19 protein-coding genes are annotated in these 16,898 nt (G+C 63.5%); 14 read left to right on the forward strand and 5 right to left on the reverse strand.

Translation table 11 applies throughout. The annotated features are described in order from the left end of the window. The first annotated feature begins 7 nt into the window (after positions 1 to 7). Together C476_RS07705 and C476_RS07710 are read left to right on the forward strand one after the other, a co-directional pair. Entirely contained in the window at positions 8 to 406 is a 399-nt protein-coding gene (locus tag C476_RS07705) for a nuclear transport factor 2 family protein (RefSeq protein ID WP_008011585.1), read from the forward strand. Beyond that, on the forward strand, positions 403 to 627 hold the full coding sequence (locus C476_RS07710) for a hypothetical protein (protein WP_008011587.1): 225 nt from the start codon (positions 403 to 405) through the stop codon (positions 625 to 627). Before C476_RS07705 ends, C476_RS07710 begins: the two co-directional genes overlap by 4 nt. A gap of 27 nt (positions 628 to 654) precedes the next feature. Here the strand turns inward: C476_RS07710 and C476_RS07715 are convergent, their stop codons facing one another. Both C476_RS07715 and C476_RS07720 read right to left on the reverse strand, forming a co-directional pair. Continuing rightward, positions 655 to 1,611: a zinc-dependent metalloprotease gene (locus C476_RS07715; RefSeq protein WP_008011589.1), complete on the reverse strand. Its 957-nt coding sequence runs from the start codon at positions 1,609 to 1,611 to the stop codon at positions 655 to 657. A gap of 97 nt (positions 1,612 to 1,708) precedes the next feature. Beyond that, a complete protein-coding gene (locus C476_RS07720) occupies positions 1,709 to 2,026 on the reverse strand; it encodes a hypothetical protein (protein ID WP_008011590.1) in 318 nt (105 codons plus the stop codon). 128 nt (positions 2,027 to 2,154) lie between these two features. Here C476_RS07720 and C476_RS07725 point away from each other — a divergent pair, with 128 nt between their 5' ends. The 6 genes from C476_RS07725 (at position 2,155) to C476_RS07745 (ending at position 6,092) form a co-directional block, all read left to right on the forward strand. Next, positions 2,155 to 2,382 (forward strand): LSM domain-containing protein, encoded by a 228-nt coding sequence (locus C476_RS07725; RefSeq protein WP_008011591.1) that lies wholly within the window; start codon positions 2,155 to 2,157, stop codon positions 2,380 to 2,382. Further along, positions 2,379 to 2,555, forward strand: a complete 177-nt coding sequence (locus C476_RS07730; RefSeq protein ID WP_008011592.1) for a 50S ribosomal protein L37e — start codon at positions 2,379 to 2,381, stop codon at positions 2,553 to 2,555. The genes C476_RS07725 and C476_RS07730 overlap by 4 nt, the downstream gene beginning before the upstream one ends. A gap of 131 nt (positions 2,556 to 2,686) precedes the next feature. Beyond that, positions 2,687 to 3,880, forward strand: a complete 1,194-nt coding sequence (locus tag C476_RS07735; RefSeq protein ID WP_008011593.1) for a threonine synthase — start codon at positions 2,687 to 2,689, stop codon at positions 3,878 to 3,880. A gap of 149 nt (positions 3,881 to 4,029) precedes the next feature. Next, positions 4,030 to 4,203: a hypothetical protein gene (locus C476_RS18915; protein WP_008011596.1), complete on the forward strand. Its 174-nt coding sequence runs from the start codon at positions 4,030 to 4,032 to the stop codon at positions 4,201 to 4,203. Positions 4,204 to 4,360: 157 nt separating this feature from the next. Beyond that, a complete protein-coding gene (locus C476_RS07740; protein WP_008011598.1) occupies positions 4,361 to 5,062 on the forward strand; it encodes a phosphoglycerol geranylgeranyltransferase in 702 nt (233 codons plus the stop codon). Between the two features lie 373 nt (positions 5,063 to 5,435). Then, positions 5,436 to 6,092 carry a trimeric intracellular cation channel family protein gene (locus C476_RS07745; protein ID WP_008011599.1) on the forward strand — a complete coding sequence of 219 codons (657 nt, stop codon included), beginning with the start codon at positions 5,436 to 5,438 and terminating at the stop codon, positions 6,090 to 6,092. 62 nt (positions 6,093 to 6,154) lie between these two features. On the opposite strand, the gene C476_RS07750 is transcribed toward C476_RS07745, so the two are convergent. Both C476_RS07750 and C476_RS07755 read right to left on the reverse strand, forming a co-directional pair. Next, complete coding sequence (locus C476_RS07750) at positions 6,155 to 6,940, reverse strand: SIR2 family NAD-dependent protein deacylase (protein WP_008011602.1); 786 nt, start codon at positions 6,938 to 6,940, stop codon at positions 6,155 to 6,157. Positions 6,941 to 6,991: 51 nt separating this feature from the next. Continuing rightward, entirely contained in the window at positions 6,992 to 7,660 is a 669-nt protein-coding gene (locus tag C476_RS07755; RefSeq protein WP_049911652.1) for a helix-turn-helix domain-containing protein, read from the reverse strand. Between the two features lie 152 nt (positions 7,661 to 7,812). On the opposite strand from C476_RS07755, the gene C476_RS07760 reads away from it, so the two are divergent. Further along, positions 7,813 to 9,159 (forward strand): cytochrome P450, encoded by a 1,347-nt coding sequence (locus tag C476_RS07760; RefSeq protein ID WP_008011606.1) that lies wholly within the window; start codon positions 7,813 to 7,815, stop codon positions 9,157 to 9,159. Between the two features lie 94 nt (positions 9,160 to 9,253). Continuing rightward, positions 9,254 to 10,558, forward strand: coding sequence for an aspartate--tRNA(Asn) ligase (gene aspS / locus C476_RS07765; RefSeq protein ID WP_008011608.1), 1,305 nt, complete (start codon positions 9,254 to 9,256; stop codon positions 10,556 to 10,558). Positions 10,559 to 10,904: 346 nt separating this feature from the next. On the opposite strand, the gene C476_RS07770 is transcribed toward aspS, so the two are convergent. After that, positions 10,905 to 11,708: a ZIP family metal transporter gene (locus C476_RS07770; protein ID WP_049911657.1), complete on the reverse strand. Its 804-nt coding sequence runs from the start codon at positions 11,706 to 11,708 to the stop codon at positions 10,905 to 10,907. A gap of 319 nt (positions 11,709 to 12,027) precedes the next feature. Here C476_RS07770 and C476_RS07775 point away from each other — a divergent pair, with 319 nt between their 5' ends. The 4 genes from C476_RS07775 (at position 12,028) to C476_RS07790 (ending at position 16,819) form a co-directional block, all read left to right on the forward strand. Continuing rightward, positions 12,028 to 12,855: a pantoate kinase gene (locus C476_RS07775; protein WP_008011612.1), complete on the forward strand. Its 828-nt coding sequence runs from the start codon at positions 12,028 to 12,030 to the stop codon at positions 12,853 to 12,855. Positions 12,856 to 12,993: 138 nt separating this feature from the next. Next, the gene (locus C476_RS07780; RefSeq protein ID WP_008011614.1) at positions 12,994 to 14,472 is read left to right on the forward strand and encodes an HTTM domain-containing protein; all 1,479 of its coding nucleotides are present in this window, start codon (positions 12,994 to 12,996) and stop codon (positions 14,470 to 14,472) included. A 46-nt stretch (positions 14,473 to 14,518) separates the two neighbouring features. Beyond that, the gene (locus tag C476_RS07785; RefSeq protein ID WP_049911658.1) at positions 14,519 to 15,298 is read left to right on the forward strand and encodes a 4-phosphopantoate--beta-alanine ligase; all 780 of its coding nucleotides are present in this window, start codon (positions 14,519 to 14,521) and stop codon (positions 15,296 to 15,298) included. A gap of 540 nt (positions 15,299 to 15,838) precedes the next feature. Beyond that, entirely contained in the window at positions 15,839 to 16,819 is a 981-nt protein-coding gene (locus C476_RS07790; protein WP_008011617.1) for a tyrosine--tRNA ligase, read from the forward strand. Positions 16,820 to 16,898: the final 79 nt, after the last annotated feature.

Genomic DNA, 16,898 nt, shown 5'->3' on the forward strand with positions numbered 1-16,898 from the left:
TAGTGTTATGTCACCGAGTGCCGAGTCGATCGTCCGCGACTACTACGACGCACTCCGCAACGGCGAGCCCCTCGTGCCCTACTTCCGTGACGACGCGTCGACCGTCAAATTCGGCATCAGCGAGTCCCTGTTCGGGAGCGACGAAATCGCGCGGGCGCTCGCAGAACAGACCGAAACGACCGACAACTGGACGGTTAGCAGTCGGCATCTCGTCGTCGACGAGCACGACGAGTTCGCGACGATGGCCGACGACGTCACGATGGCCTGGACGGACACGACAAGCGGCGATCGACATCGCTTCGACAGTCGCTGGAGCGCCACGCTCGTAAAACGGGCATCGGCCAGCGACGGTGCGCGCGACTGGCGATTTGCAATGATGCACGTCAGCGCGCCACACGATCTATGAGCCGGGGTCGCGGCCCACAACGCGGCCCGTCGCGCTCGAGGACACAGCCGAACGCGGCAGATCAGCTCAAAATCGTGTTCGTGTTGCTGGTCGGGCTTTCAGGCGGCCTGATTGCCTTCCAGAGTGACGCGTCACTGGTGGTAATCGGCGGCGCGATGCTTGGCGGTATCGTCGCCGGTGGCGCGTTGCTGTGGTACCTCCTCTGGATTCTGACCGACTAGGGGTCGCAGAATCGACCTCGAGCGCGGTTAGCGATCGATGCGTCGAATCCACAGGTCCGGCGCGTCGAGTTCGTCGTGGGTCGGCAGGTTCTCCGGGTGGTCCCAGACGAGTCCCGCCGTCTCGAGGTCGCGGACGGCGACGACGTGTTCGAAGAAGTTCTTGCCGCGCTCGTACTGGCGCTGCTTGAGTCCGAGGCCGAGTAGGCGACGGAGCAGCCGTTGGAGGGGACCGCGGCCCTGTCGGCGCTCGTCGAGTTTCCGCCGCAGGTCCTCGTACTCGTCGTCGAAGGCGTGATCCATCAGAAGTTCGGCATAACCTTCGACGACGGTCATCGCGGCATCGAGGTCGCGGAACGCCTCGCGGTTGAACGACCCTTCCGAGAGGGTGGCGATTCCGTCTTCCATGCGGGTTTCGAGGTGGTCTGAGAGCCACGGTGCGGCCCCGAACTCTGCGGCGTGGGTCACTTCGTGGAAGGCGATCCAGCGACGGAACCGGTCGGCGTCCACGTCGAGCGTGTCGGCTGCGTTGCGGATGTTCGGCCGAACGAAATACAGCGCGTGGTCGTCATCGGGCATATCGGCCAGCAAGAGTGGGTCATACTGCCCCAGGACGTTCCGTCCGAGGAAGGAAAGGAGAACGGTCATCGTCCCCGTGTTGATCGTCCGGGCGACGCCGGGGAACGCGCCGGTGTGGGTCTCGAGGGCGCTCATGACCCGCTCGAAGGTGGCGACGTTGGCGTCGATCCAGTGGTGGCGGTTCTGGATCTCGATGGTTTCGGGTACGTCGAACTCGACGCCGGAGACCGCTCGTACGGCTGCCCGCGCGTCCCGAACGTCGCGGGCGTAACCATCGCGCTCGCCGGGCTCGAGCTCGAGCGTACCGGGATCGGTCGCCGCCTTGGCGGCGTCGGCGGCCGATCGCCAGTCGATCGCATCGGAACCGGACGCCCCGGCGACGGCCCGGGCGCTACGATAGAGATTCACGACGGAGACTAGGTGAAGGAAGCGCAAAAGCGTTCGGCTCAGTCGTGTGCCACGACCTGATACTATCGCTCAGGCACTGCCGATCGCCGGCCGACGATTACGTAACGATGACGTCGGGTTCCTCTTCGGACTCGAGTTCGTCTTCCTCGTCGTCGCCACCACGGAACTTCTTGGCGGCGACGGCGATGCCGACGAGGACGGCGAGTGCGACCAGCGCGCCGACGGCGCTTTTGCCTTTGCCACCGGAGTCGTCGGCTGCAGCCATCCCCTCCTCAGATTCGGTCTCAGTTTCTGAGTCCGTCTCCGCTGTCGATTCCGTGCTGCCGATCGGGAGCGCCTCGCCGATCGTTCCCAGTCCGAACTGTGTGTCGCCGTCGAAGTGCAATTCGATGAGAGTGAACTTCTTGTCGCCCATGCGTAGCCGGTCCACGAGCGGACACTTAGCCGTTTGGTTAGGTCCAACTGGTTGACTCGTGGCTGAAATATGACTGTACTGGACTCCGGACCGGTACGATTAAGTGCTCATCTCCTGCGGTGTTGCGTATGAGTGGACGACCGCTGGACGTCCTCGAGGCGTCGCTCGGTGACCGCGTCACGGTACGACTCAAGAGTGGCGACGAACACGTCGGCGAACTCGCCGGCTACGATCAACACATGAATCTGGTGCTCGAGGACGTAACGATTCCCGTCGAGGGTAGCGTCGAAGAGGATGCCCCGGTCGAAGACACAACCATTATACGCGGCGACAACGTCGTCTCGATCACTCCATGACTGGTGCAGGAACCCCGAGCCAAGGAAAGAAGAACAAGACGACCCACACCAAGTGTCGTCGCTGCGGAGAGAAGTCCTACCACACGAAGAAGAAGGTCTGCTCGTCGTGCGGCTTCGGCAAATCGGCCAAACGCCGCGGCTACGAGTGGCAGTCGAAAGCCGGCGACAACTGATCTTTCGGGTTTCTCTTTCCATTCCATCGGCTCCGTGACACAGCGGTGCCGCCGTCGCGTCCGCTGTTGCACACTGTCGGAACTGAACCGCCGATGGACAACCCTTAGTTCGGAGCCACGAAGGCTTCCGTATGGAACCCACAGACGCCTTTACCGGTCTCGAGTGTGTCGACTGCGGGGCCACCATCGACGCCGCCGCCGAGTCGCATCGCTGCCCGGACTGTGGCGGCACGCTCGACCCGACCTATGCGTACGACGCGATCGACCTCGATCGCGAGACGCTCGCCGCTCGACCGTTCGACTCCCAGTGGCGCTACGCGGAGTTGCTCCCGTTTTCGCATGAGTCTGCAGTAACAACAGGGGAGGGCGCAACTGCACTGGTCGACTGCCCCGATCTGGCCGACGAACTCGGCGTCGAGCGTGTGCTTATCAAAGACGAGGGCCGGAATCCGACGGGCTCGAGGACGGACCGTGGCGCGTCGGTCGCCGTCACGGCGGCTACCCAGCACGGTGCGACCGACGTCGCCCTGCCCTCGACGGGGAACAGCGGGCAGGCTGTCGCGGCCTATGCGGCCCGTGCGGGACTCGAGGCACACGCGTATCTCCCCTCGCGGTCGGGCTTTACGAACAAGGCAATGGTCAACGTCCATGGCGGCGACATGAACGTCGTCGGCGGCCGCTTTGGCGACGCCGTCGGAGCCTTCGAGGAGGGACTGGGCGAACACGACGACTGGTACTCCCTCCGATCGTTCGAGACTCCCTATCGCCACGAGGGCGCGAAGACGCTGTTCTACGAACTCGTCGAACAGCTCGAGTGGGCGGTCCCCGACGTGATCTGTTACCCCACCGGGGACGGCGTCGGCCTCGTCGGCGCGGCCAAGGCCGCAGCCGAGTACCGCGAACTCGGTCTGACAGACGAGACGCCCGCGCTGTATGCGACACAGGCAGCGGGCTGTGCGCCGATCGTCGAGGCGTTCGACGACGACCGCGACGAGCACGAGCCGGTCGAGCACCCGGACACGATCTGTGGCGAACTCGAGATTCCCGATCCGGTGGGGAGTTCGCGGGTGCTCGAGGCCATCCGCGAGACCGATGGCGGCGCGATCGCGACCGACGATCCGGACATCCTCGAGGCCGCCGTGCGAGTCGCGCAGGCGACCGGGCTCGAGCCGATCCCGAGCGCTGCGGCAGCCGCAAGCGGGGCGTGGGAACTCGCCGAGCGTGGTGCGTTCGACGGCGACGAGACGGTTGTCATCGTCAACACCGGTGCGGGGAACAAGGAAGCCGACGTGTTGCGCAGCCACCTGATGAGTCAGGGAATCTGAACGGCACCCGTTCCGCCACTCAGTACTCGGTGATATCGTCGCGGAAACCCGTTCAAAACCGATAGCAGCCGTGTTGATCGGTGTCTGAAGGGAGAACCCGTTCACCGACAATGTCTTGACTCCGAGACGAGTAGACGAAACGAGTACCAATGTGTGAACATTCACCAGAGTGTTCGAACGGGGACACGTGCCAGCTCGTCCTCAAGAACGGACAGACTGGCCTCGAGACCGCTGAATACTACTGCAAGGCTCACCTCGTGCTGCGGATCTGGGAGGTCGAAAACGACAGCACGCTACAGGCTGTCAGTGCCGAGCAATTGTAATTCAAGGTGCACACGAGCACTCGCGCGCCGGAATGGGGTTGGGGTCGTCAGGACTCGAGCGCGGGACTGACAACGGCAGTCTCGCCGGGTGACACGCGGACGCTCGAGACGGGGGCGTTCCGTAGCGCTTTTGCTGGTTGTCTGGCAACGGGGCGGTATGACTACCCCCTGGGACGACTGGAATCACGTTCTCAAGATCGATCCGGACAAGGAGTTACCCGAGGGTGTGACCTACGGCGATCTCTGTGCGACTGGTACTGACGCGATCGAAGTCGGCGGGACGATGGGCATCACCGAGGAAAACATGAGTGCCGTCATCGAGGCCTGTGCCGAACACGACGTCCCGCTCTATCAGGAACCCTCGAACCCACAGGTCGTCCTCGAAGACGACGCGCTCGACGGCTATCTCATCCCGACAGTGTTCAACGCCGGCTCACCGTTCTGGATCACCGAGGCCCACAAGGAATGGGTCCGACTCGACGACGACCTCGACTGGGAGCGGACGACGACGGAGGCCTACATCGTCATGAACCCTGAGGCCGACGTGGCGACGCTGACGGAGGCCAACTGCGACCTCGAGGCCGACGACGTCGCCGCCTACGCGACGGTCGCCGAGCGGATGTTCGGCCAGGAGATCGTCTACGTCGAATATTCGGGCATGCTCGGTAACGAAGGTGTCGTCGATGCGGCAGCAAACGCAGTCGACGACGCGACGCTGTTCTACGGTGGGGGGATCCACGATTACGACTCCGCGTACTCGATGGCCCAGTACGCCGACGTCATCGTCGTCGGCGACCTCGCACACGACGAGGGTATCGAAGCGGTCCAGGAAACGGTCGAAGCAGCAAACGACGTTTAGACGCACCTGTCGTCCGGCTGATCAGGTGGCGACACTGTTCTGGGGCTCTGTGTGCTGTTTTGACTGATACGGTCTGCTGTACCGATGTACCGGTGCAACCCCAGGACGGGTCGCGGGCCCACCGGCACTGACTGACAGCAGACCGTATGAGGGCATCGTAGCAGCTTCTCACACCACTGATGTGGACACCCTGATCTGGTACGTTCAGCATCTTTCGAGGCGGAGCCGCCGGCCTCAACAAGTGAGGGCATCACCCCGAGCGAAGGAGGGCGGGGTCGGTTACGTCGTACAGTTACCGCACATGCGGACTCACTCGATCTGGAGAAACGTCGTCTCGGAGCACTCAAGGGACTCGTTCTCGTAGGAGCGCCTAATGGGTCAGGAGCTCCTTGACGTATTGTTTGGCGATCCATTTGCGGTGATGAACACGGTCGGGTTGATCGCGTTCGCCCTCGTCGGATCGTCGAAAGCGATCCGTGAGGAATTCGACTTACTCGGCATTACGATCGTTGGGTTGGCAATGGCATTCGGCGGTGGGGCAACACGCGATATTCTCGTGAGGCGGGTTCCATTAGCACTGCAGTCCCCGATCGAAATCAGTCTAGGACTGCTTGGAGTCGGGTTAGCGATCGCACTGACCGTCGTCCTCTCCTCTCCAGAGACGCATCCAATAACGCTTGTCTCGGATGCGATCGGGCTCGCTGCCTTTACAACAGCTGGTGCAATCGTCGCAACCGAGGCGGGTGTGTCAGTATTTGGTGTCGTTACGATCGCAACGATCAACGCCGTCGGTGGTGGTGCGTTCGCAGATATCCTTCTCGACCGCTCCCCGTTCATCCTCTTCGAAGATTTCTATGCCAGTTGTGCAGTCCTCGGCGGGAGTGCATACTGGCTCGTGGGAACGGTCGGCGCAACTGGGAGTACGGCCGCTGTGATGTGTGCGGTCGTGACCGTCGTGACTCGGCTAGCTGCAGTTACGTACAACTGGGATCTCCCAACAGTGCAGAATTTAGACCTCCTCCGGAATTGATCGACACAACAGTCGGGCAACGTGGCCCACAGCGCTGTTGCCGAACTTGCTACTGCCGCCCGTTACTCGGCGACGAGCTCTCGCAGCCGCGGCAGGACAGTCGTCACGTCCTCGCGATAGACGACATCGGCGAGACTGTCATACGGCGTCGAGTCGAGGTTGACGATCCCGACCGTCGCGTCGGTTTCCGCGGCAAGCTGCGGGAGCGAGGCGGCGGGCTGGACGCGCAGCGAGGAGCCGATCGCGAGGAAGACGTCGCTCTCGCGAGCGAGCGATCGCGCGCGTTGGATCGCCGCACCCGGCAACTGTTCGCCGAAGAGGACGACGTCGGGCTTGAAGACGCCGCCACAGTCACAGGTCGGCGGCAGGTCGCCAGCGGCTGCACGCTCGAGGATCGGCTCGCTGTCACGGCGGCTTCCACAGTCCTGACAGCGAACCCGCTGGGCGTTTCCGTGGAGTTCGAGGATCGTCGTGGTGGCTGTGGCCGATTCGGCGGCTTCAGCTGTGACCGTGTCGGCCGCCACACCGTGTAAGCCGTCCGTATTCTGGGTGCAGATCGCCTCGAGGGCACCCGCATGTCCCATCGCGGCCAGCGCCTCGTGGGCCGCGTTCGGGTCGGGGTCGTCACCGAACAGCTCCTGCTGGAGGTCGACGCGGTCAGCCCAGAACCCCGCGGGATCGCGTTGGAACCGCCCATAGGCAAACTGTCCCTCGTCGAACCGATCCCAGACGCCATCGTCGCCGCGGAACGTCGGGACGCCCGATGGGGCTGAGATACCCGCACCAGTCAGGGCAACGACTGTCTCTGCACGCCGGATGTCGTCGGCGAGTCGCTCGAGGTCATCCATATCGAGAGAGCGACGGTCGATCGATAAAAGCGAGGTGGATCGGTCGCTCGATTATCGCATTGCCGACGTGTACCTGGCGGCCAGCGTCGCTTCGATCCGCTGGAGGTGTTCGCTGACAGTCCCCGTCGCGAGATCGAGTTTCGCGGCCAGCTCCCGGTGGGTCGTCTCGCGTGGCACCTCGTAGTACCCCTCGCTGACGGCGAGTTCGAACAGTTCCCGCTGGCGGGCGGTCAGCGTCGGCGAGGACTGGCCACCGCCGGGATCGTACTCGCCCAGCCGCTGGAGATCGAGGTCGATCCCGTCTGGAAGCGCCGCGGCGGCGTGCTGGATCGCCCGGCTCGTCCCGAGCGCCGTCACCTCGAGTCCGCGAGCCGCCTCGGTGTCGACGTAGGTCATCGGCCAGTCGAGGACGATTTCGTGCTCGCGGAGGATCGACAGCAACTCGTCGACGGGTTCGACGACCTGACACTGTACGTAGGCGACGCCACGGTCGTCCGCCCCAGCGACGTCGTACTCGAGTGCCTCCTGACTGTCGGCAAGCAACGCGCGGGCCTGCTCGAGATCGCCACGAAGCTCGAGGAGTTCGACGTATCGCTGTTCGTGGACCGGGTTCAAGTAGCGGATCGCCTCGATCGAGACTGCGTCGCTGCGGCCGAAGCGGTCGTCGATCGCGTTGAGCCGACCGTCGGCCCACGTCAGCACCATCGTGGCGTATCTCATCGCTGATCACCGTCAGCGGCGTCGTCAGTCGGCGCGTTTGTGATCGGAGCGACGGACGAACTCATAGTGGTCCGTATCGCTCCACGAATTAAAAGCACCTAGCATGCTCGGCTATACAGCAAGGTGGCCGCAGGTTCTTTATCCGGCTACGAATGCGCTCCGATACGGCTGCGACCGCTGACCGCTATCCGCCAGGCCCGGACGGGCTCCCACTGCTCGGCAACCAGGTTGCGTTCCTTCGCGACCCCTACGGCTTCATGACGCGAACAGCCCGCGAGTACGGTGATATCGCCTCTTGGAAGGATCCCGAGGGCCGGGTCTATCAGTTGAACCATCCCGATTATATCGAACACGTCCTCGTCCAGCACAACGAGAACTACGTCAAAGGCGAACGGTTTCAGAGCGTCCTCGGGCCGCTTACCGGTAACGGGATTCTCAACAGCGAAGGCGCGGTCTGGCGGCGCAATCGCCACCTGATCCAGCCCGCGTTCCATCCCGACCGGATTCAGGAGTACGCGACGATGATGACCGAGTTCACTGAAGCGGCCCTCGAGTCGTGGGACGACGGTCAAACGCGGCTCGTCCACGAGGATATGATGGAAGTGACGCTGAAGATCGTCGCCCGGGCGCTGTTCGGGGTCGACGTCGACGAGCACGTCGACACTATCGGCTCGGCGCTCGAGCAGTTCATGGAAGCCTCCGAGAGCCTCTCGAACTACGTCCTGCCACCGAACGTCCCGACGCCAGCCAGACGGCAGATCCAGCGCGCTCGTGCGGACCTCGACGAGGTCGTCTACCGGCTGATCGAGCAACGGCGAACCAACCCGACGGATCACGATGTCATCTCGAAACTGCTCGAGGCGACCGACGATCGCGGTACCGGGATGTCGGACGACCAGATCCGGGACGAAGTGGTCACGCTGTTGCTGGCCGGCCACGAGACGACGGCGCTGTCGCTGACACTGACCATGTATCTCCTCTCTCGGAACCCGCAGGTCGAGCAACGGCTCGTCGCGGAACTCGAGGACGTCCTCGGTGACCGGGCGCCGACGATGGACGACCTTTCGGACCTGACGTACACCGAACGCGTCGTCAAAGAATCGATGCGACTCTACCCACCTGTGCCGGGGATCGTCCGCGAGCCGGTCAAACCCGACGTCATCGACGGCTACGAGATCGAACCGGGATCGACCGTCCGGATGCACCAGTGGGTCGTCCACCGCGATCCCCGGTGGTACGACGACCCACTCGCGTTCCGGCCGGAGCGCTGGACCGACGACTTCGAGAGCGAGCTTCCGAAACTGGCGTACTTCCCGTTTGCGGCAGGTCCCCGTCGCTGTATCGGCGACCGCTTTGCGATGCTCGAGGCCCGGCTCATCCTCGCGACGGTTTATCGCGACTACCACCTCGAACTGGTCCCCGGGACTGACCTGGACCTGATGGCGACGGTGACCGCGCGGCCGAAACACGAGATTCCGATGACCGTCCACGAGCGCTGATCGGGGTCGTCACTCGAGACCTCATACCGCAAACAGCGCCGACCGACGGGACCGAACGGCTGCGTTTAAGTTCCGCCTGCGTGAATCAGGTGGTATGCAGAACAGAACCTACACTGCCGACGCCGAGCCGGGCGACGACGTCACCGTCGCCGGCTGGGTCCACGAGATCCGCGATCTCGGTGGCATCGCCTTCCTGATTCTCCGAGACACATCGGGTAAGATCCAGATCAAGTTCGAGAAAGACGAGATGGACGAGGAGCTCGTCGAGACGGGGCTGGGCGTCTCCCGCGAGAGCGTCGTCAAAGTCTCCGGCGCGGTCGAAGAAGAGCCGCGCGCGCCGACGGGCGTCGAAGTCACGCCCGAGTCCGTCGAGGTCGTCGCCCCTGCCGACCCCGAACTGCCGCTTGACCCCTCTGGCAAGGTCGACGCCGACCTCTCGACGCGACTGGACAACCGCACCCTCGACCTGCGCAAGGACGAGGTGCAGGCCATCTTCGAGATCCGCTCGGAGATCCTGCGCGCAGTGCGCGAGCAGTTCCGCGAGTTCCGCTGTACGGAGATCACCACGCCAAAGATCGTCGCGACCGGGACCGAAGGCGGCACCGAACTCTTCCCGATCACCTACTTCGGGGAGGAAGCGTTCATGAACCAGTCGCCACAGCTGTTCAAACAGCTGATCGCTGGCTCGAACGTCGAGCGCGTCTTCGAGATCGGCCCGATCTTCCGCGCTGAGGAACACAACACACCCCGTCACCTGAACGAGGCCACCTCGATCGACTTCGAGGGCGCGTTCTGCGACCACAACGACGCCATGGACGTCGTCGAAGGCGTCGTCAAAGCGGCCTACGAGGCCATCGACGAGAACTGCGCCGACGAACTCGAGGCGCTCGGCCTCGAGGACGAGTTTGAGGCCCCCGACGGAGACTTCCCACGCATCAGCTACGAGGACGCCATCGAGCGCATCAACGCGACGGGCGAACTCGACGAACAACTCGTCTGGGGCGACGACCTCTCGACGGAAGCCGAGAAAGCACTCGGCGACGACGTCGGCGGCCACTATTTCATCACTGACTGGCCAAGCGAGATCAAGCCGTTCTACATCAAGGACCACGACGACGACCCAGAGCTCTCGACCGGCTTCGACCTGATGCACCCGCGCATGGAACTGGTCTCGGGTGGCCAGCGCGAACACCGCCACGAGAAGCTCATCGAAGGCTTCGAACAGCAGGGCCTCGACCCTGACCAGTTCGAGTACTACACGAAGATGTTCAAGTACGGCATGCCGCCTCACGCCGGCTTCGGCCTCGGTGGCGAGCGCTTGATCATGACGATCCTCGGGCTGGACAACATCCGAGAGGCTGTGTTGTTCCCACGCGACCGTCAGCGGCTGTCGCCCTGACGTTCGTGTGGGTGCTCGCGGAATCTCTGATTCCGCGTTGTTCCCGAGAGACCGACAGCGACTCTCGCCGTAGGCGAGGTCGCTGTTCGTCGATCGGGAACAGGGAGGAGCTTTGCTCCGACCATGTTCCCGCGAGATCGTCAACGTCTGAGCCCGTAGGGCAAAGACGTTGTGAGCCAGCGGAACGAACGGAGTGAGTCTCGCCGGACCGGCAGCGCCTGTCGCCGTAGGCGACGGCGCAACTCCGAAACGCGCTTTTTTGAGTGAACGCTCGAGGGAGACAGCTCCCTGCCCCGAAAGCAGGGGAGCGCTGTCAGAGCAGCAGAAAACGGATCGAGCGGCAGGATCAGACGACGAACGCCCACGCGAGTGCGACTGCCGTTCCGCCGAGGGTCGCGCTCAGTGCGGCGTGAGTGCGGAGCCGATCCCGGTGGAGGTGACTGTCGCCGTCGGCGGGGCACGTTTCACTGCCAGTGGTACACTCCGGGAGCAGGTCGACGGCGACGTGGAGGAACACGCCGGCCGCGATACCGAAGAGCAGTCCCCGCAGCGTACTCGCCGGTGCGAATCCAACGATGCCGACCGGGAGGGCAACGAGCCCGACAGCCGCCGCTGGTAACAGCAGCGGCACCACGGACCGCCCCTGTGCGGCGAGTCGTCGCGCTGCCGCGTATCCAGCGGGAGCCTTGTGCGAGATCAGTGCGACGCCGAGAATCGACGACAGTGACGGCATCGCGGTGTAGATCGCACCGATGATGGCACCCGCAGAGAGCGCGTGGACGGTCAACTCGGCTGCGGTGCTGTCGATCGGCAGATTCAGGTGCGTAAACCGGTGGCCGACCGTGTGCCCGACGTACCCACCGAGGAATCCAACAGCGATCCCAAGACTCCCGAGACGGCCGTGCTGGCCCAGCGCCTGCGGAACGAGAAAGAGCGCAGCGCTCGTGACCATCGCACCGCTTGCGAGTCCGTACCCCCAGATCGGCTCGAGCGGATGCTCGGACTGTACTGCACGCGCCCCGAGCGGTGCGCCGATCGCCATTGCCGCAAACGCCGTCCAGGAGATCGCGACGAGTTTCCAGTTGACGCCAGCGAGTGTTGCGACTCCCGAGAGGACGATCAGTGCGAGCAGTCCCCCACCCCCGACGATCCGATCGGAGTCGGAACGGATGCGATGCCAGCTCTCCGTGACGGATTGTAGCTTGCTTGTTTGCACTATTGTCTATTAATAACTATACTCTATAGCTTATTAACTCTTGTGGTGGCACACATACTGTCTCTCTCCACGGGCCGACTACGTCGATGCCGACATCCCCGACCGCGATCCTTCCGCCCTCTGTGGCCGCTGCGTCTGCTATCGATCGGTCCAGTTCCCTCGTGTCGACTCGAGAGTCCGGATCAGCCCCCAGACGGGCAGGGAAGCGCGGAATCTTCAACGTTATATCGCTCCGGTCGAAAGCGGAGGCGTGATGCGCGAGGAGGCGACGGCGTTCGTTCCCGGCCACGTTACGGGCTTTTTCAGCGCCCATCCCGACGAGGACCCGACGAAAGCCGGCTCACGGGGTGCGGGACTGACGCTGACCGACGGTGTCGAGGTAACGGTCGAACCGGCGACGGAGACGACCGTCGTGCTCGACGGCGACGAACTCGAGATCGATCCAGTGACGACCGTCCTCGAGACGCTCGACGTGACCGCCCGCGTCGAAGCCGACGCCGACCTGCCACTCGGTGCCGGATTCGGTGTCTCAGGTGCGATGGCCCTCGGGACGGTGCTTGCGGCAAACCGCGTGTTCGCGTGCAAACTCTCGATGAACGAACTCGTCACGATCGCCCACGGGGCCGAGGTTCAGGCCGGAACCGGTCTGGGCGACGTGGTCGCCCAGGCTCGTGGCGGCGTCCCGATCCGTCTCGAGCCCGGCGGGCCACAGGAGAACGTCCTCGATACGATTCCCGCTCGAGCCCGCGTCGAGTACGTCTCCTTTGGCGAACTCTCGACGGCCGACGTGCTCTCGGGCGATACCGAGATGCTGACCGCTGCCGGACAGGATGCACTCTCTCGCGTCGTCGAGGAGCCGACGCTACTGTCGTTTATGTACGCCTCGCGGCGATTCGCACGCGACGCAGAATTACTGACAGCACAAGTGCGAGAGGCGATCGCCGATGTCTCAGCGGTCGACGGACAGGCCTCGATGGCCATGCTCGGTAACACCGTCTTTGCGCTCGGGACGGGCCTGTCCGATGCGGGCTACGAGCCGTCGGTCTGTGCCACCCATCCAGCCGGTGCCATGTTGCGGTGATGGCAGGCAGACCGCGTCCGTGACAGCCCTTGCTCGGGACACGTGTGACTCAGTCGGGCGTGCACTTCTGAGTGCTATCCTAAGAAGAAAATACTTATAGGATGAGTTAGAAGTCGGCGATCAGCGTCGCTGAGCACCATGCCTGCTGCCCACGCCCCATCGACGACTACGACTGACGGTGATATAGCGACGGCCGCGTCGCTTCGAGGGCGCATCCAGTCACATCTCGGAATCGACCCGCGAGCGCTGGGTGCGTTTCGGATCGGGATCGGTCTCGTCATCATTGCCGATCTCCTCGTCCTTCGGGCCCCACAACTGGCGATGTTCTACACGGATGACGGGGTCTTCCCTCGAGCGACACTCGCTGAGGTGGCCCCGACGCTCGCGCGGTGGTCGCTGTACGCGATTTCCGGCTCCCTGTGGGTGCAAGCCCTATGGCTTGGCCTCACAGTCGTCCTCGCCGCGTGCCTGCTCGTCGGCTACCTCCCCCGATTCGCAGCAGTTGGAACTGCAGTGTTGCTTGCGTCACTGCACGCTCGCAACCCATACTTGGTCAACGGTGGTGATACGATCCTCATCTCGGTACTGTTTCTCGCGGCGTTTCTGCCACTCGACGCGCAGTGGTCGCTGCGCCGCCGTCCTCGACCGGACGACGACCGGATCCTCTCAATTGCGACTGCCACGATACTCCTTCACGTCGTCGTGATCTATGCGATCAACGCCGTTCTCAAGTTCCAAAGCGAGGCCTGGACGAGCGGTGTAGCCGTCCAGCGGATCTTCCAACTCGAGGACTTCGTGTACCTGCTGGGGCCGACCCTCGCGGAGTATCCCGCCGTCCTCACCGGGATCAACTGGCTCTGGACCGCCGTGTTGTCCGCATCGGTGCTGCTCGTGGCCGCAACCGGATGGCTCCGAATCGCGACCGTCGTCGCGTTCATCGGCGCACACCTCTCGATGGCCGCGACGATGCGTCTCGGGGCCTTTCCGTTCGTCATGTGTGCCGTCTTGGTGCTGTTTCTCCCGCCGCGGCTCTGGGACGCCATCGATCAGGTCGTCACGAAACGCGACATCCCGTCCCGTCTCGAGCCCATCCGCCGAGAGATCGGTGACTCGACGCCGTCGGGAACGAGACTGCTTGTTCGGCGTGGACTGCGAGTGACTGCGACGGGCCTTCTGGTCTGTCTGTTCATCGTGCTGGTTGGCTGGCAACTCGTCGCGGCAGACCTCGTCGAGACGCCCTCGTCTGGAGCCGGTAGCACGCTCGAGAGTGCGAGTTGGGCGTTTTTCGCGCCAAACCCGCCGGATTCGTACAGCTGGTACGTCGTCGAAGCCGAGTACGAGTCCGGGACGGTAATCGACCTCGTCGACGGGGAGACCGTGGATTTCGATCGTCCACCCAACGCCATGGAACGGTATCCGACGACGCTCTGGAAACGATACGGGACGAAATCGCAGGGCGTCGACGGCGCTGCCCAGCCAGTCGCGGCGAACGGCTGTGAACGGACGTCTGCCGACGTCGAGTCGGTGACGATCTATCGCGTCGAACAACCCGTCGATGCGGACGGACCGGTCGGCGAGCCGATTCCACACCAGCAAGCCACGGTCGCCTGCGGCTGAGACGGGTATCAGTCGACTTTTTATCGATCGGTGCGAGTCCTCGCTCGTGAGCGACTACGACAGCGTCTCCGCCGACGTCGAACACGAGGAGGAGATTCCGGAGGACCACCCCAGATATCAGGACCTGCTGACCCGCCACCGGATCGAGGCGGGTGTCGAGAAGGGGATCACACACCTCCAGGGGATGCACGCTGAGGGACGAGGCAGCGCGTTCGATTACCTGCTGGGCGAGGAGACGATTCCGAGCGCTGACGACGCCGAACGGGCGGCTGCGGCCCACCTGCTGCTGGCCGAGCACCCGGTACTTTCGATCAACGGCAACGTCGCGGCGTTGGTTCCCGGCGAGATGGTCGCCCTCGCCGAGGCCGTCGACGCCGACCTCGAGGTCAACCTCTTTAATCGCACGCCGGAACGGATCGACGCCATCGCCGACCACCTGCGAGAACACGGCGCGGGCGACGTCAAGGGACTCGAGGCTGACGCCCGCATTCCGAATCTCGAGCACAAGCGGGCGAAAGTCGACGCCGACGGGATCTACGACGCGGACGTCGTGCTCGTGCCCCTCGAGGACGGCGACCGCGCCGAGGCCTTAGACGAGATGGGCAAGACCGAGATCGTGATCGACCTCAACCCGCTATCACGCTCGCCGCAGGTGGCTGACGTGCCGATCGTGGATAACATCATCCGCGCGGTGCCGAACATGACCGAGCACGCGCGGGCGTTGGCGGACTCAGACGAGGCCGAACTGGAGGCAATTATCGAGGACTTCGACCGGGAGCGGGCGCTCGAGAACGCAGAGGAGCGTATCCGCTCGGGCGATCTCTGAAGCCGTTCTTTCTGGCTGCGTCCGATTGGCGGCTCGCTCGAGTTCTGGCGAGATCCTTTCATACGGACTACTGCCAGTCATTTCTGGCGCACCCGCGACCCGTCCTGCGGGTGCGCCGGTAAATCGTTACAGCAGTCCGTATCAGGAGGTGTGACATCCTCCCGCGTCTAAAGGCGCAGGCCTCCCGAACCGCACAAGTGGCGGTTCCCGTCAATTCGGAAGGGTGGGAGTCTCAGGTTTGCGACCGACGGCACTGGCTTTGCCACGAAGCCGTTACCCCTACCGCGTTAACGGCTTGGGGGTATCTTGTTTTGTGTCGGTTGGCGCGGTCGGCTTACTGTTTTGGGTTCGGCTCTCGCCGTGGCAAACACCGAGTCAACTGCCAGTTTTCCGCGCACAGTTCCGCTGACACTGCGTAGGTGTGTATATCTTCCGACAGGGACGATTGCGAGACGGTGACGGCGAGTCAGTCACGCGGTAAACGGCGTGGTATTCTCGCCTTCAATACCTATAAATTCCTCCTCCGGTTTTTCTCCACACATGGACACCTACGAGTTAGTCACGCGCAACGCCGAGGAGGTCGTTACCGACGAGGAGGTCCGCGACCTCGCCGATGACCCGGCGGGGAAACGCGCCTACGTCGGCTACGAGCCCTCCGGCGTGCTCCACCTCGGTCATCTCCTGACTGCGAACAAACTCATCGATCTGCAAGAAGCGGGGATGGAGGTCGTCGTCCTGTTGGCGGACGTCCACGCCTACCTCAACGAGAAGGGCACGCTCGAGGAGATCCGCGAGACGGCCGAGCAGATGAAAGCCCAGTTCCTCGCCTACGGGCTCGACGAGGACAAGACCGAGTTCGTCTACGGCTCGACGTTCCAACTCGACGACGACTACGCGCTCGATCTTCACTACCTCGAACAGGCGACGACGATGAACCGCGCCCAGCGTGCGATGGCCGAACTGCAGGGTGACGAGACGGCCAAGGTAAGCCACCTCGTCTACCCGCTGATGCAGACCTTAGACATCGAGTATCTCGATCTCGATCTCGCTGTCGGCGGACTCGATCAGCGCAAGGTCCACATGCTCGCCCGCGAGAAACTGCCCGAACTCGACTACGAGGTTCGACCTGCCCTCCACACGCCGATCGTCGCCGACCTCACCAGCGGCGAGGGGAAGATGTCCTCGAGCGAGGGGATTACGATTTCGATGGAAGACTCGACCGAAGCGCTCGAGGAGAAGGTTAACTCGGCGTTCTGTCCACCGACGCGCGATCCAGAGGGCGATCTCGAGAACCCGGTCCTCGAACTCTTCGAGTACCACGTCTTCCCGCGATTTGATGACGTCGTCGTCGAGCGCCCCGAGAAGTACGGCGGCGATCTGACCTACGATGACTACGAATCCCTCGCTGCAGACCTCGAGTCGGGCGAACTCCCCCCCGCCGACGCGAAAGGGACGCTTGCGACCTACCTCGACGAACTGATCGCGCCGGGCCGCGAGAAGCTGCGCGAACTGCGGGCGTAGGCACGCGACGGCGGACGACGCTGTCTCTTCTCACTGCTGTCCGCGTCGACCGACGACCGGACGAATCCAGCCGATTCAA

Origin of the sequence: Natrinema limicola JCM 13563, assembly GCF_000337475.1 — an archaeon.
In the GTDB taxonomy this organism is placed as follows: Archaea; Halobacteriota; Halobacteria; order Halobacteriales; family Natrialbaceae; genus Natrinema; species Natrinema limicola.

Excerpts from the sequence above, each read along its gene's own strand:
- C476_RS07705 (WP_008011585.1), top strand. The coding sequence starts at position 8 with ATGTCACCGAGTGCCGAGTCGATCGTCCGCGACTACTACGACGCACTC.
- C476_RS07710 (WP_008011587.1), top strand. The coding sequence starts at position 403 with ATGAGCCGGGGTCGCGGCCCACAACGCGGCCCGTCGCGCTCGAGGACA.
- C476_RS07720 (WP_008011590.1), bottom strand. The coding sequence starts at position 2,026 with ATGGGCGACAAGAAGTTCACTCTCATCGAATTGCACTTCGACGGCGAC.
- C476_RS07725 (WP_008011591.1), top strand. The coding sequence starts at position 2,155 with ATGAGTGGACGACCGCTGGACGTCCTCGAGGCGTCGCTCGGTGACCGC.
- C476_RS07730 (WP_008011592.1), top strand. The coding sequence starts at position 2,379 with ATGACTGGTGCAGGAACCCCGAGCCAAGGAAAGAAGAACAAGACGACC.
- C476_RS07735 (WP_008011593.1), top strand. The coding sequence starts at position 2,687 with ATGGAACCCACAGACGCCTTTACCGGTCTCGAGTGTGTCGACTGCGGG.
- C476_RS18915 (WP_008011596.1), top strand. The coding sequence starts at position 4,030 with ATGTGTGAACATTCACCAGAGTGTTCGAACGGGGACACGTGCCAGCTC.
- C476_RS07740 (WP_008011598.1), top strand. The coding sequence starts at position 4,361 with ATGACTACCCCCTGGGACGACTGGAATCACGTTCTCAAGATCGATCCG.
- C476_RS07745 (WP_008011599.1), top strand. The coding sequence starts at position 5,436 with ATGGGTCAGGAGCTCCTTGACGTATTGTTTGGCGATCCATTTGCGGTG.
- C476_RS07750 (WP_008011602.1), bottom strand. The coding sequence starts at position 6,940 with ATGGATGACCTCGAGCGACTCGCCGACGACATCCGGCGTGCAGAGACA.
- C476_RS07755 (WP_049911652.1), bottom strand. The coding sequence starts at position 7,660 with ATGAGATACGCCACGATGGTGCTGACGTGGGCCGACGGTCGGCTCAAC.
- C476_RS07760 (WP_008011606.1), top strand. The coding sequence starts at position 7,813 with ATGCGCTCCGATACGGCTGCGACCGCTGACCGCTATCCGCCAGGCCCG.
- aspS (WP_008011608.1), top strand. The coding sequence starts at position 9,254 with ATGCAGAACAGAACCTACACTGCCGACGCCGAGCCGGGCGACGACGTC.
- C476_RS07775 (WP_008011612.1), top strand. The coding sequence starts at position 12,028 with ATGCGCGAGGAGGCGACGGCGTTCGTTCCCGGCCACGTTACGGGCTTT.
- C476_RS07780 (WP_008011614.1), top strand. The coding sequence starts at position 12,994 with ATGCCTGCTGCCCACGCCCCATCGACGACTACGACTGACGGTGATATA.
- C476_RS07790 (WP_008011617.1), top strand. The coding sequence starts at position 15,839 with ATGGACACCTACGAGTTAGTCACGCGCAACGCCGAGGAGGTCGTTACC.